13 protein-coding genes are annotated in these 15,043 nt (G+C 34.3%); 4 read left to right on the forward strand and 9 right to left on the reverse strand.

Annotated elements, in window-relative coordinates; translation table 11 throughout:
* Positions 1–6 precede the first annotated feature (6 nt).
* Both ACQUQZ_RS04130 and ACQUQZ_RS04135 read right to left on the reverse strand, forming a co-directional pair.
* Positions 7–1,131 carry a glycoside hydrolase family 88/105 protein gene (locus ACQUQZ_RS04130; RefSeq protein ID WP_435353485.1) on the reverse strand — a complete coding sequence of 375 codons (1,125 nt, stop codon included), beginning with the start codon at positions 1,129–1,131 and terminating at the stop codon, positions 7–9.
* Between the two features lie 384 nt (positions 1,132–1,515).
* A complete protein-coding gene (locus ACQUQZ_RS04135; RefSeq protein ID WP_435353486.1) occupies positions 1,516–2,538 on the reverse strand; it encodes a LacI family DNA-binding transcriptional regulator in 1,023 nt (340 codons plus the stop codon).
* 394 nt (positions 2,539–2,932) lie between these two features.
* Between ACQUQZ_RS04135 and ACQUQZ_RS04140 the strand changes: the two genes are divergently transcribed.
* Positions 2,933–4,972 carry an LruC domain-containing protein gene (locus ACQUQZ_RS04140; RefSeq protein WP_435353487.1) on the forward strand — a complete coding sequence of 680 codons (2,040 nt, stop codon included), beginning with the start codon at positions 2,933–2,935 and terminating at the stop codon, positions 4,970–4,972.
* Between the two features lie 13 nt (positions 4,973–4,985).
* Here the strand turns inward: ACQUQZ_RS04140 and ACQUQZ_RS04145 are convergent, their stop codons facing one another.
* The 6 genes from ACQUQZ_RS04145 to ACQUQZ_RS04170 all read right to left on the reverse strand — a co-directional run bounded on the left by ACQUQZ_RS04145 (position 4,986) and on the right by ACQUQZ_RS04170 (position 9,205).
* Positions 4,986–5,747 (reverse strand): type 1 glutamine amidotransferase domain-containing protein, encoded by a 762-nt coding sequence (locus tag ACQUQZ_RS04145; protein ID WP_435353488.1) that lies wholly within the window; start codon positions 5,745–5,747, stop codon positions 4,986–4,988.
* A gap of 175 nt (positions 5,748–5,922) precedes the next feature.
* Positions 5,923–6,414 (reverse strand): DinB family protein, encoded by a 492-nt coding sequence (locus ACQUQZ_RS04150; RefSeq protein WP_435353489.1) that lies wholly within the window; start codon positions 6,412–6,414, stop codon positions 5,923–5,925.
* A 12-nt stretch (positions 6,415–6,426) separates the two neighbouring features.
* Positions 6,427–7,629: an MFS transporter gene (locus ACQUQZ_RS04155; protein WP_435353490.1), complete on the reverse strand. Its 1,203-nt coding sequence runs from the start codon at positions 7,627–7,629 to the stop codon at positions 6,427–6,429.
* Positions 7,630–7,870: 241 nt separating this feature from the next.
* A complete protein-coding gene (locus ACQUQZ_RS04160) occupies positions 7,871–8,161 on the reverse strand; it encodes a hypothetical protein (RefSeq protein ID WP_435353491.1) in 291 nt (96 codons plus the stop codon).
* Between the two features lie 441 nt (positions 8,162–8,602).
* Entirely contained in the window at positions 8,603–8,863 is a 261-nt protein-coding gene (locus tag ACQUQZ_RS04165) for a hypothetical protein (RefSeq protein ID WP_435353492.1), read from the reverse strand.
* A gap of 33 nt (positions 8,864–8,896) precedes the next feature.
* A complete protein-coding gene (locus tag ACQUQZ_RS04170; protein WP_435353493.1) occupies positions 8,897–9,205 on the reverse strand; it encodes a hypothetical protein in 309 nt (102 codons plus the stop codon).
* A gap of 315 nt (positions 9,206–9,520) precedes the next feature.
* On the opposite strand from ACQUQZ_RS04170, the gene ACQUQZ_RS04175 reads away from it, so the two are divergent.
* Positions 9,521–10,612 (forward strand): sialate O-acetylesterase, encoded by a 1,092-nt coding sequence (locus tag ACQUQZ_RS04175; protein ID WP_435353494.1) that lies wholly within the window; start codon positions 9,521–9,523, stop codon positions 10,610–10,612.
* Between the two features lie 321 nt (positions 10,613–10,933).
* On the opposite strand, the gene ACQUQZ_RS04180 is transcribed toward ACQUQZ_RS04175, so the two are convergent.
* A complete protein-coding gene (locus ACQUQZ_RS04180; RefSeq protein WP_435353495.1) occupies positions 10,934–12,211 on the reverse strand; it encodes a DUF5690 family protein in 1,278 nt (425 codons plus the stop codon).
* 160 nt (positions 12,212–12,371) lie between these two features.
* Between ACQUQZ_RS04180 and ACQUQZ_RS04185 the strand changes: the two genes are divergently transcribed.
* Together ACQUQZ_RS04185 and ACQUQZ_RS04190 are read left to right on the forward strand one after the other, a co-directional pair.
* A complete protein-coding gene (locus tag ACQUQZ_RS04185; protein ID WP_435353496.1) occupies positions 12,372–12,764 on the forward strand; it encodes a BlaI/MecI/CopY family transcriptional regulator in 393 nt (130 codons plus the stop codon).
* A 68-nt stretch (positions 12,765–12,832) separates the two neighbouring features.
* Entirely contained in the window at positions 12,833–14,947 is a 2,115-nt protein-coding gene (locus ACQUQZ_RS04190; RefSeq protein WP_435353497.1) for a M56 family metallopeptidase, read from the forward strand.
* Positions 14,948–15,043: the final 96 nt, after the last annotated feature.

Here is a 15,043-nt window from a genome sequence, read left to right on the forward strand (position 1 = left end):
AATGTTTTATTTCATTTTATAAACCTCAGCACCAGCCAAAAGGAAGCAGCCAACACCAAAATCATCAAAGTTTGGTACCTTGTCATAACTTAAAGGCTGACCGTCTTTTGGCTCTTTTCCTGTGCCTTGTACATAACCCAAAAATCCATTTGGATGGACACAATCTTTTATCATGGCATTCATGGCTTTGGCAATGATAGGGGTATAAGTTTTTTTGTTCAATAAACCTTTATTCACGCCCCAAGCCATTCCATAAGTAAATAATGCAGTGCCGGTAAGTTCCTTTCCACCAAAATCAGATGCATCCGTAAGGCTTACATTCCAAAATCCATCAGTTCGTTGGAGTGGGGGCAAGGCTTGCATCATTTCCAAATAGGTTTTTTCATATTCCTCTCGGTGTGGAGCATTTTTAGGCATAATATCCAACACTCGAACCAATGCCGCTATTACCCAACCATCCCCACGAGACCAATAACAACTTTTGCCCGCTGGTGTTGTATAGGGTGGGTCAAAATCCTTATCTCGGTACCAAAGTTTTTCAACGGGATTGTACAAGCCTTTTTCACCTTGAACTGTTTTGGTGTGCATATACATTTGGTACATTTTTTCATAATAGCGGTCATCTTTGTAAATCACACCTAATTGGGCAAAAACAGGCATAGCCATTTGTAAGGCATCAATCCAAGTCCAATCATCCTTTTTTTCGCTATTCACCATATTGTCTATGCACTCCTTGATGTCTTTGATTCGTTCTGGTTTTGGGTCAATCAAATACAAATCTATGTAGGTTTGTCCGCAACATTGGTCATCACCATTTCGAGTTTTTGTGCCATTACGGAGTCCCCATTGATGTGCTTCTCCCCACGAAACTGCATAGTCGTAGTAACGTTTTTGTTTATCAACTTTATAAAGAGCCATGAGTCCTTCGTAATAAACACCCCTAGTCCAAATATTACTTGGACGAGTTTTATCAATTGCCCAAATGGGTTTACTGACATCTGACCATTCATTCATAAAATAGTCATTTGCAACCGTTAAGGCTTTCAAAACTTCAGTTTTTGGCGGTAATTTTTGTGCTTTTAATTGACTAAAAATAGAGATAAGTAGGAGGAATATGATACGCTTTTGCATTTTTATTGATTTTAAATAATAGGTAGTAAGTAAATATAAAACGACTTTAATTAATTACCAGCAACTTAAACGAGTTTGCCCTCAGCCATTGTATTACTAAAAAAACTTTTTACTACTTATGAAAAATATTCTTTGCTTGGATAATAGATTTTAGATGCTATCTGAATATATCATGAGTCAACTTTGCCCACACAAAATTGAATTTTTGATTGAGCAAAGTTGCTAAAAATAAAAAGTTTATCAGGCTATAAATGAGAAATATTTTGCTTACTATTATTGAAACTTTATTACAATTAATGTAACAAATATAAGCCGTTGGTCATTTTTTAACCCTCCTGTGGTCTCACGGATCACTAAAATTTTAGAGTTGAAGAAGAAACCTAGTTATCGTTTAGATGATTTTCTGATAATTAGTTCGGGCGAAAGAACGATATTACTTGAAGCAGATGGATGAGTAATCTGTTTCAAAAATAACTTAGCGGCCTCCTCGCCAATTGGTTGACTTTGGCGGCCTACCGTACTAAGAGGAGGATAAAAATATTGCGAAATGGGTGAATTATCAAAGCCGATAATTGCTATTTCTTCTGGTATTTTGATGCCCTTTTCACGAATAACTTTCAATGCTCCAAAGCAAACTTGGTCATTTACGCCAAAAATACCGTCCGGGGGATTAGCTAAATCTAAAAAATATTGGGTCGGCTCTATTGCACTTTCTGGCTTGAAGTTAGAAAATCGAATTAGTGCTTCATCAATAGGGAAATGATGCTTTACCAAGCAATCTTTATAACCATTAAGACGTTGTTCGGAAACTGTTAACCCTTTTGGTCCACGCAAATGTGCGATCCTTGTACAACCTACATCAATAAGGTGTTCGGTAGCCATAAATGCTCCATGATAGTCATCAATTGTGACGCCATCGGCCTTAATTTCATCATATTTTCGGTCGATAAAAATCAAGGGAATGTTTCGGTGAAAAGCCATTTGAAGATGCTCATACCGACCTTCATTATACGTTTCTTGTGAAATTGAGATAAAAATTCCATCCACCCGATTGGCTAAAAGTCGCTCAGTATATTCTTTTTCAATTAAAAAATGCTCATTTGTTACACAGATATTCAATAAATAACCCAATGGTTGCAAAATTGATTGTAAACCTTCAACCATCGAGGATTCATGAAATTGGCTAATGTTTGGTAGAATGATTCCAATCGTTTTGGTACTTTTATGAAGTAAACTCAATGAAAGGGAATTTCGTTGATAACCCATTTTTTGAGCATATTCTTGAATGGTTTTTCGTGTTTCAATATTGATAGTCGGATGGTCATTTAAAGCCCTCGACACTGTTGAAGGAGAACATTTGAACTTTCGAGCAATGTCTTTAATCGTTATATTAGGATTGGTGTTCAAGGTGCAACTACTCTTTTTTTAGTAAATCTACACAAATTAACAAGATTTGACAGGTAATTTCAAAATGATTTTTTCTTACCAGAATTCATTTGCCAAAGCTGCTAAATGATTAATAAGTAAAATTACGCTTTGATCAGCTTAATTGACAAAACCTACGGGGAAATTTTCGTGTAAAACAATACAAGGTATTTGAGTGGTTTAATTCTTTTTTTAATCGAGCTGATTTCATAAATCTATGTCAAATGACCTATTATGGCTTTTGGAGCTTTATAAAATCAAGTGCTTTTCAACCAAAAATACCTAAGAAACTCCAAGTTATCGAAATATCTTCTGCTCATGCCTATCTAAGGATTAACTTCGTTAAAAAAAAGCTTAGTGCCAATTAAGCAATGCTATGAAAACAAAATCTTATCTTTTTTTAGTATATATTATTGCTATAACTCTTAGTCTTGCAAGTTGCTTCCCTAAAAAAGATATTGCTCCAATAAATGCCATCCCTGCCACAGCAACATCATCAATGGAAGCCCTTCATGTTCCACTAAATTTTGATTATAAGACAACCATTGAAATAAAGTTTGCGATACAAACACTCGACAATGATGATAAACCTATCAAAGGAATTCCCATAGTTGTTTATAGCTTTCCCGAACAACAATTATTATTTAAAAGTATTACACCAAAAACAGGTTTATTACAAATTAATCGAAAACTTCCAACTTATATACAAAAGGTTTTGGTAAGAACAGAATTTATAGGTTTACCCCAAGAGTTTATAGTTGATGTTGTTAATAATACAGTAGAATTGACTTTTGGAGGGAAAAACCCAGTGATCACAGCAAGCATGATTGATAATGCACTGTTGTTACCTAATTTGAATAGTTCACGTGATTTAAATAAATTAAACCAATTATCTCCAACAATCACAAACTTTGGAACTTGGAATGCCAATGGTGTCCCTCATTATTTGGAAAAAGAAAGAGATTTGATTTCTTCTGAGTTTTTAAGCATAATTGACGCTAACCTTTCGGAGAATGTAGCGGTAACAAAGGCAAATCCTAAGTATTTAAGTGCCTCAAATGTCAATACACTAAATATTACTGAAGATGCCGATGTATGGATTACCTTTGTACATGAAAGTGCTTCATTGAAGAACACGCTTGGTTTTTATACTTTCGATTTAAAAAATCCTCCAAGCAAAATTACAGAGGTATCTTCATTGAATATTATTTTCCCAAATATTTCTTATGTCGGTAATGGTGGTGGATTAAATTCGGGCGATAAAGTTAAAATAGGACGATTCAAAGCAGGTACAGGTATTGGTTTTGCCTTATTGGTAAATGCTTTTACATCCAAATCTACTGTTGAAAGCAACAATAATATCTATTATAGCCATGATGTATTGAATGTTGAAACAGTTGCCGAGAATAAACGTCACATAATCATGCTAAATGACCCCAAAACCAACCGTTTAATTTTTAGCTTTGAAGACACTAATCGACAAAATATCAGTTACGACCAAGATTTTAATGATGCTATTTTCTTTGCAAGTTCAGATCCTGTAAGAGCGGTTAATAAAGATCATATTCCTTCTATTATAGAAAGCAAAAATGATGTTGATATCGATGGTATAAGTGATTTGCATGATGAATATCCAAACGATGCAAGTAGAGCGATGAATAACTTTACTCCTTCAAAAAATACTTATAGCTCACTCGCCTATGAAGATTTGTGGCCATTTCGAGGAGATTATGATATGAATGATCTTGTGGTAAACTACCAATTTCAGGAAGTTATGAATGCTAATAACCAAATTGTAGAATTAAAAGCAAAAATTTATGTAAAATCATGCCTAGCAAGTATCATCAATGGATGGGGGTTTCAATTACCAATTCCTTCGTCAAGTATTGCTAGTGTTACGGGGCAATCGCTTTTGCATGGTGTCATTATAAATGCTGCCAATGGTACAGAAACTGGGCAAAAATATGCAACAGTTATTGCTTTCGATAATGCTTTTAAACAAGTAATAGGTAATAAAGCCGATACGCTTAATCTCAGAATTAGGTTTACTTCACCAATTAATAAATCTGATTTAGGTACAGCACCTTTCAACCCTTTTATGTTTCAAAAAGATAACCGAGGTATTGAAATTCATTTAGCTAATTTTGCTCCTACTCAGAAAGCTAACTTAAGTGTTTTGGGTACGTCCGATGATAATTCAGTGACTGCTAAGGGGATTTATTACATAAATAAAACAGGTTTACCTTGGGCATTGAACTTAAATGAAAATTTTAACTTCCCCAAAGAAACACAAAAAATTATTAATGGGTATTTGCATTTTCAAGAATGGGTAGAAAGTGGTGGCTCAAAATACCCAGATTGGTACCTTGATAAGCCAGGCTATAGAAATAACTCTTTGTTGTCAAATGAAAAATAAATTTGATAAATTATCAACAACCTGGACGAAGTGATTTAGAATTGTCTTGGATGTGAATTTTTTGTGCTTCTTTTAAACTATCGGTTACATTATGTAATTTACGAATGATTTCTTTCGCAATGGCTCCCGAAGCACACGGGCTTTGTCCAGTAATGATTTGTTGGTCGGATACTAAAAATAGAGCATAAGGAAGTAACGCTTTTTTGAAGATTGCACCTCTTTTTTTGAGCTCATTTTCAATAGAAAATGGTACGTATTTTCTATTACCAGCTAATATTTCTTCCAAATTAGAGAAAGCTGTGACTTGCTTGTTATCAACCATGTATTTGCCATTGTTGAGTCGAATATTCATTAAGCCACTGACACCATGAGCAACAGCAGCTATTACTCCTCCGTTCTCATAAATTGTTTTGGTAATTTCGTGAAAAGCTTGATTGTTTGGAAAGTCTTCTAAAGCTCCATATCCACCTGCAAAATAGATCGCATCATAATACTGAGCATTGATTTGTTGAGGAGATAGGGTATAGCGTAATTTTTCTCGAAAGTTTTCATTATTGTAGTATTCCCAATCGCTTTTCTTAGCAAATATCCAATTGAGACTGTGTTTATCAATGAGTACTTCACCACCTTTGGGGCTGATAAAAGTGTAGTTATATCCATGCTTTTCAAGTACTCGAGCAAAACGAGCAATTGTGCTAAGCCATACGCCAGAAGATGCCTTCCCACCAGGAAAAACCCGTTGGCTGGTTGTTGCAATTAAAACATTCCTACTCATTATAGTAATAGCTTTGTGTTTCCATAACGAAATTAAATTAAAAGAAGTGAGATTTCATAAACAAATATTATGTAAAATTATAAAAATGCAATATTTTTCAAAATAGAAATTAATTTAAGTGTGATGAGCCAACTAATAGATAAATTTACGGTTGTAACAAGTCTTTATCAAATAATCATAGTTTGTCTTCTGCCTCATAAACCCATTCTGGTGCATTGTTTATTTCTTGCCGTAATAATAAGTTGAGTTGTGCTGCGTGGTGCTGAACGTGTCGCATATTATAAAGTAATATTTCAATGACATTGTAGCTCATCGTTTTAGACTCATTTGTCCAAAAACTCTTTGATATTTCGTCTGTCATTTCGCCAATTAAATTTTGGCATTTTTGTCGGCAAAATAGCAAATAAGTTAACAATTCCTCTTTAGAATACACTCGTTCGGGCATTCTGTCTTCAAATTCAGAAAGTGTAAATGGCTTTGGTGGCAAAAAATTGCTTGGCTCAAGTGTGAGGTAGTAATCTAAAAAGAATAAGCAGTGATAAGCATTATACCAAAACTTCTTTTCGGTATCCCAAAATTCTGTTGGACAGAGAATAATTGCATTTTTAAGCATATCAATACTTGCTCCAAACTGCCGCCATAGTATTTGTTTTAAGGAATTTTCCATATTGTGCCTATTTTACTTTGAAGAAAACTTATCAGATTTATCGCTAAAAGATAATACCACTGCTAAGACACTTACTACAAAAGCACTGATAGCCAAAGGCAAAACGCCATCTGAAAGCTGGCTACTAATGGCTGCACCGATACTTGATCCAATAAAGAAAAAGATTGTTCCGTAAACTGAAGCAGCTAAGCCTGCGTTTTCACCCATAAACTCTAATGCCATTGCACTACTGTTGGGGTCGCCTGCGGTAGTAAATGCCATTAAAAGTGCAATAAGTGCAAAAAAATGAATCATTGGAGGTGGATTTCCTAAGAAAAAGGTTGCGAGTACAAGTAAAGCCGAAACACCGAGATACATCAAAAGTATGGCTCGAAGTGTGTTTTTTGCACCAAACTTTCGAGTAAAGAACGAATTACTCAACGATAAAATGGCCATCAGTAGACCAATCGTACCAAAAATAGTGGGAAAGAGTTGCGGTTTTTGATAAATTTCGCCAATGATTCGTTCGGAGCTTGAAACGTAGCTACTCAAAATCGCAAACAGAAGGGTGGCAATAATGGAGTAGCGTAGAAAATGCCAATCGGTAATGATGGATTTGAATTTGGGCAATAAATTTTTGATAGGTAAATGAATTCGGGCTTCTTCGGGGTGCGACTCATCAATTCGAAACGACCACAAAAGCACAATGATGGCAAACGTAGGCGGAATCAGAAATACCCATTTCCAAGAATAAAATTTTAACACAAAAGCCCCCAAAGCAGGTGCAATAACGGGCGTAAACAAGAATAACGCCAGTACTAACGACATAATTCGAGCCATTTCATCTCCCGAATACCTATCACGCACTGATGCAATGGAGGTCATCAATACGGCGGCCGCCCCCATACCTGATACAAATCGAAAAACAAACATCCACTCGATACTTGGTGCATAAACAGTAGCAAAACCGCAGGTAATATATAAAATCACACCAAACCGTAAGATAGGCAATCGGCCCATTTTATCGGTTAAATAGCCAAAAACTATCTGAGTGATTTGCCCCATAAAAAAATACGAAATCAGTTTATCGGTTTGGGCAGTTTGTTCGACAATCGAAAAATGACGACGTAAATCAGCAAAAGCAGGAAGCATAATATCAATGCCAAGAGCTGTAAGTACCATTGAACAAGATGTAAAAGCAATTATTTCTTTCGGTACTTTACTGTGGGTTTTCATTTAATATAGCGGGTAGTTTTTCGCACAAAGGTAGGACAGAATTTACACTTTATAAATAGGAGAATCTGACATTTTGAGCGAGATTGAGATAAGATTTTTGATGTAGAAGTCTTATTAAGTCTTTTGTATGTTTCTCATTCAAGGTTTATGGTACCTTTTGGAACAGAGAGCTTTAAAGAAAAAAACTCATTCTAAATAATTATCAGAATGAGTTTTTATATGTTTGAATAATATTTCACAATCAATTGCCCGCAAATGGACTTCCGAAAATCCCAACGGCTAATTCGGCCCAAATTAGAAATAGTACTATCAATATTCCTAAAATCACCCAAATTCTTGTTCCTACTTTGTTAATTTTTCGTATAGCCAGTTCAATCAGTCCGCCAGTGCCAAATAATAAAATACCCGCTACGATGAAGTCAGAAAAAGTCCAATTTACTTCGCTCGTAAACTGCATCGCCATCAAAGGTAGCAATAATAAAAGACCTGCGACTGATAAGATAATCATTAATCGGTTGTTATTTGCTGTCATAATTTTATGTTTTTAATTATTAAAAAGTACTTTGTATTACAAAGTAAATAATTAATAATTTATTTTCCAAGAAAACGTAGAAAAAATGTAAGCATCCGTATAAATAATAAACAAAGCGAATGTTAGACTATTAATATTTTAAGAAGTTTGAATTGAGGATGCTCAATTTTTACAGGAGTGTTATGTATCTTTTTATTTAGATTGATAGTTACGAGCATTCGGGCGAACGCATATATATGTAGAATTAAAAGCCCAATTAATTGTAAGGCTATTTATTTTTGTCAGAAATTTTCTGCTTGACATCCTTAACAAAGTCCACCGTAACACCTGCAATATCAGCAATCTGGTCAAGAGTTCTATTCGCCTCTTTTAGTAAATAACTTACAAACTTGGTTTGCTCTTTTTCTTTGCCTATCAAATAGGCAACATCTCTTTCTTCATCTATGAGTTACGCAATTGTGCTAAAATACGCAATTGGTTGAAATATCTTTTTAACGAAAAACCTCCTTCGGCAGTTTCTTCAATTCTGTGAATTATTTGTTTGATAGCATTTTCAGGCTCATCTTCTTTGAAATCTGCCAAAATACCCAGAATTATTTCTTCAGGTTTGTTCGATTTTAGAAATAAGTGATAGTCAAGTTTGGATAGAGAAATCAAATGAAATTTGAATTTTAACATTTCTCTGTCAAGTTGCGTGGGCATTTTAGGAATATCTGACCCAAGAAAGATGACAAACTACCTAATAGCCATTTTGTACTTTCTTTCAAGCATTATGAAATATTCAGCCATACGATAAATCATTTCAGATTCGTCTGCTACTTGAAACTCAATTTGTAAAACAAAGGTATTGCCCTGATTATCAACAACTTTCTTTAAAACATTGGGTTTTCGTTCTTTGGTGTGTTGAATATCATCAGGCAGTTCTTCCAAAGAAATAGCTTTAATTTTAAGTATATTTTGCGTGATGCTTAAAATGGCAGCTTCGATATTTTCCTTAAAAATCTTGTCGTATTGGTTTGATTGATGTGTAGTTTCATAAGGCAAATAACCTCAAAATCAATGAATTGTACAAGATTTTGTAATAAATTCAGCAAGATAGAGCTATGTGATGTTCGTAGTTAGCTAAATTTTAATTTAGTCAATGTTTAGAACGTATTAAGCAAATGCCATTGTAACAACGGCTGACATAAAAACTCAATAAATATTTAGACTAACTGAGTGACTTTTTGATTTGATGGAATGTCTTAATTTAAGATTGAAAAGCCAACATCTATATTTATTTGGATGAAGGTTCAGCTCAATCAATTATAAACTTAAATTCACATTGATTTTTTTGCAAATTTTTAATTAAAAACATTGATGAAAAAAAAACATTTACTATCTTTTCTTTTACTACTATTTAGCTCAGGAGCATGGGCACAAAACTGCGATACAGGATATGATATTATCTTAGTTGCTGGGCAATCAAATACCCATTATGGCTATCCATTAATACCTGCAAAAGATACTGTTAGTACCAAAGTTTATGCATTGAAACGATATGATGGAAAAGATTATAGAATTGATAAAGCTTCTCCAGCTTTGGATTTTTGGACAAAGGCAACAAATAGAAATAGTTTTGCAATTACATTTGCTAACCTTTATGTCAAAAATATTTTATCTAATTCTGGAAGAAAAATTCTTATTATTCCTTGTGGCTATGCTGGTACAGCTATTGCTTCTTGGATCAAAGGTACAGCTTTGTATAATGATGCTATTGATAGAACCAATTATGTATTAAACAACATACCTGGTAGTAAAGTAGTAGCTATTTTGTGGCATCAAGGAGAATATGATGCTGGTCCTACGAGTGGGTATCAAGCAACCTTAGATAAATTAATTTCAAATATGAGAAATGATATTAAACAGGCTAATCCTACCCAATTAAAATTTATTTTAGGTGGATTTGTCCCATTTTGGGCAAATGCTTATCCTTCTCGAATAGCCACAAATACTATTATTAAAAATACGCCTAATAGAATAACCTATACGGGGTTTGCCGATCCAACACTACCTTTTGTTATTTCAAAACCTAATAATTATTTGGATGATATTCACTTCGATTCTGACGGACAGCGAGAAATGGGTAAACGCTATTATAATGAATTTGTTCGTTTAAATAATCCATCAGCGAGAACAACAGATACAAATTCACAAACAAGCGATGATAATGTAGAAGAGACAGATATTCAATATTACCCTAATCCTACTAATGGATTGGTTAGATTGGAATCAAAAGAAATTATAAAATCTATTGAGGTTTATTCTTCTCTTTTGAAAAAAGTTTTGGAAGTTCAACCAACAGAAAAGATATTTACTCTTGACCTAAGACATTTGCAACCCGATACATATTTTATTCGTTTAACTACCAAAATAGATAAATTGAATAAATTTACTATTATTAAAGAATAGGATAAGAGTGTGTTTTGGAATTTATTAAAATTGCAATAAAACGAGAAGCGGCGTAACTTTGGGTTAATCAGAACTACAGTAAATAAAAATAAAATTTCAATAATTCGTCAACTCTTAAGAGCAAATTATTAAAGACCAAAGAAAGGGTAAGCATAGTTTAAGGACAAAACAAACCCAGTTTGGCTAAATGTTCAATAAGTAATATGTAGTGGGGTTATGTTTAATTTATCCTTTCGATGGCATCTTGTTTTGTAGGTTTAGGGTTGATAAATATATCTTTTATACAATATCACAACAATCTTAGCTCAATCCCAAATAAAATTAATTTTCAGTAGCGTTCGCCTTTTTCAAGCTCAAATTCCACATCGAAAGAGCGACTAAAATTACATAAACAACTGATATACAATAAGATAGAATGATAAAAAAGTCGAGGTAATTGATGCTTTTTTGGAAGAAGTTTTTGTAAAAAAGTACTAAAATACTACCCAAATAAGCATAATAGTCAGCAAATGTAATCAAGAAACCAACGGTACCCGATTTCTTAAAAGCCGCAATCATTCGTTCAAAATACAAACTATTACACATCGAATAGGCCATATAAACGCCCAAACCCAAGCTCGTAAGCCATGCCACAGGCGATAGGAGATGTTGTTGAAAAAGTAGCGTACTTACACCAATCAAAACTCCCCCTGCCAACATCAATAATTGTATGATTATAAATGCCTTGTAGTTGTTTTGTACCCAACGCATGGCAGCCATCATCAACAAAACTGTAATCGCAATCGGCGTTTCGGTTTGTGTAAAAATGGCAGAATTATTACCATAACCAAGCAATTTCCAAATCTCAGGTGTAAAATTATCTCGGAACTCCCGAAAGGTTGTGAGCAATACATAAGAAATGACAAAAATAATCATGCTTAACGAAAACTCTTTGATAAATGCCTTTCTATCAGCTTTTTGCATAGGCTTTCGTTCGGTGCGATTTTCTTTGTCGGCCTCTGTCGGTGGTGGAATTTGTCCCATTAACCAAGTACAAATAGAAAACGGTACAATCATAATGGCACAAGCTACAAACGGCATCCAAAATTGACTCACTTCAAGGCTAGTCATTACCCATTTACCGATACTTTTGGCAAAACCCGAACCCATAATAAAAGAAGCCGTCAGCACAGCAACCAATAAATCAGTTGTTTTTCTACCCTCTAAAAAACCTAAAATTGTACCATAGACCATCCCCAAAGGTAAACTCGCCATAAATATGAAAATCAGATTGAACGGGGCAGGAGTAAGGGCAAAAAATAAATAACAAATCCAAGATAAAGCAATCATTATCAATAAGTTACGTGAGCGATTGGCTGGCAACATTTCTGATACATACTTAATGCCTAAACCCTTAGAAACAGCAAAGCCCAATACTTGGGCAGTAATGATTAATATTTTAAAATTGACACCAAAAAATGCTAAATCTTCATAAGTTGCTGCAGTGTAGGCTCGCCTAAATGGATAAAAACACATATAGGTTAGAAATGCAGTGATAGAAGCAAACAAGGTAAAATTGAATGAACTACGGGCAATCAATTCGTTGAGTTTCTTAGGCATAGTGATTGATGAAAGATAGAAATCAAATATAGTTTTTTTAATGAAGAATTATTAAAAAAAATAAAATTTTGTTTCATCTACGAAAATATTCGTAATAAAATTTGGAACTACGAATCATTTCGTATTATATTTGCTACGAAATAATTCGTAAGTAAAGTTTATGGAAAATATACAATCAATAAAGCCCACCGAGTCGGAATTAGAAATTTTGCAGATTTTGTGGCAATTGGGCAAAGCCACAGTCAGGCAAGTAAATGACGAACTGCTAAAAATAAAGGAGGTTGGATATACAACAACACTCAAACTTTTGCAGATAATGCACGAAAAACACATTGTTAGCCGCACAGAGGAAGGTCGTTATCATCTCTATGAAGCAGCCATAGGAGAGGAGCAAACCCAACAGCTATTACTCGGAAAATTTGTTGATGCTACTTTCAGAGGTTCGGCAATGAAACTTGTGATGCAAATGCTTGGTAATCAAGAGGTTAGTGTAGATGAGTTAGAGGAAATAAAGAAATTAATTGCAGAAAAAGAAAAAAGTTTAGGTTTATAAAATTATCAATTCAATCAATTTATGTCTTATACCCTCATAAGGCATAATGTAAAAACTGAGGACTAAATATGAAAAAGCTATTTGAAATTATTCCATCAAACCTTAGTTCGGCATTAGGCTGGACACTTATTCACTCAATTTGGCAAGGAATTGCTATTGTGTTGATATTCAGTATTTTGTATTATTTTTACAAGCCTTCAAATACTCGTTATTGGCTAGGGCTTGGTGCTTTGTGTTTACAATTTTTATCTTCGTTAGTCAGTTTTATTGCAATTTATGAGCCCGTCAAAAATTTAAGTTATGTATCAGAAAATCAAGTATTTTCAAACTTTTTGACTCAAACATCTAATTTGGCATTTACACCCAAAAAATTAAGTTTTTTGCAACAAGTTGAGTTATTCTTGCAAAGTAATCTTGATTTATTCGTTACTTTCTGGATGATTGGTACAAGTATTTTATTGCTTCGTTTGGTGCTTGGTTTTACTTATGTACAAGGCTTGAAAGTACAACAAGTAAAGCCGATAAGTACTGATATTCAGGAGTTGATGGATAAGCTTCTTGAAAAAATACAAATGCCTACTACTATTAAATTGCTCGAATCAGCCCGTGCAACTGTACCAATGACAATTGGTTGGTTAAAACCAGTTGTTTTGCTACCAGTTGGAATAACTACTGGGCTGTCAGTCAAGCAGTTAGAGGCTATTTTGGCTCATGAATTGGCACATATCAAACGCTATGATTATTTGGTCAATATCTTCCAAAACTTTGTTGAGATCCTGTTTTTCTTTCATCCTGCAACATGGTTTATTTCGGCAAAAGTACGTGACGAAAGAGAAAACTGTTGTGATGATTATGCCGTCAAAATCTGTGGTGATAGAATGATTTTAGCAAAAGCTCTTACGCAAGTAGCAAGCTACCAACAACAACCACGTTTGGCAATGGCATTTGGGGCAAAACGCCAAACTTTTATGGATAGAATTAAAAGAATTATTGGCATAAATGACTCAAAACCAATGAGTTATGGCAATTGGGCTGCTGTATTAGGAATGATTTTGGTGGTTGCTTTGGGTGTAGTTTATGCACAAAAAGAAACAACAAAAAAAGATAAAACATTGACGAGCAAGCAATTAATTGAAACAAAAAAGTCATTGGATTTAGCTGTTAAAAATAGTGTTATGAACAAACAAAACATAGCTATATCAGATACTTCTGCTCTTGATGAAGTAGAAGCCGAAATGGAGCGTTTGGGTAAGGAGATGGAAAAATATGGCAAAGAAATGGAGATTTATGGCAAACAAATGGAAGAGAAATATGGCCGACAAATGGAAAAGCATGGAGCTGAAATGGAACAAATTCAACGCAAAATGCAGCTTCCACAGAAAAAAATTCAAGAACTTTCGATAGAAATGCAAGAGGCAAGTTTGGCAATGCAAAAATTAGAAATGAAATATGATGATGGAAAGATGCCAGCCGAAGTCAAACATAAAATCGCAGATTTACAGAAAAAAGAGCGTGAATTAGAAAAATTGATGCACCAACAAGAAGCAGAAATGAATAAAATTGAAGCAGAAATGCGACCTTTTGAACAAAAAATGAATAGTTTACAATCTCCTATGGATAGTCTCAGTCGATTGATGGAACGTTACAGTAAGCCAATGGATAGTTTGGGAAGAATCATGGAAGAAAAAGGAAAAGTACTTGAAAAATTGGCCAAAGAAGAAGAAGTACGTTTCAAAAAACAAATGCTTGATTTTGCAGATATGCTTTTCAATGCAGGTTTGATAAAAGATAAAAAAGATTTTGAAGTACGTTTGAAGGGTGAAAAGCTTTTAATTGATCTTGAACCCCAAACACCAGCAGTTTATGAAAAAGTTTGGAATTGGATTAACCAAACTTGGGGTAGTCGTCATAAAAACATTGGCGAAAAAGATTTGAGAATTAGCGTGAAAGGCGATAATATTAATTTTAACACTTATGGTAAAAACTATAATTATAATCGTTCAGGATACCTTTCAGCTCCAATGCCACCTTTGCCTTTGATGAGAGAAGTTTCACCAACTCCAAGAGTAGCACCTTCAGCTCCTCGTAGTTCGTATGCACCAACACCTACGCCACGAGTAGCACCTCGTCCAGCGAGAGTTAGCACACCAATTCCACCAAAAGCACCCAAAGTAGAAGAATGAGGACTGGTAGAGACGCATTGAAATGCGTCTCCAAAAACACATCGCACGAAAAGTAAAAAAAATGTGCCACTTTTATTAAAAGTGGCACATTCTTAC

The sequence above is a fragment of the Emticicia sp. SJ17W-69 genome, assembly GCF_051209875.1.
In the GTDB taxonomy this organism is placed as follows: Bacteria; Bacteroidota; Bacteroidia; order Cytophagales; family Spirosomataceae; genus Emticicia.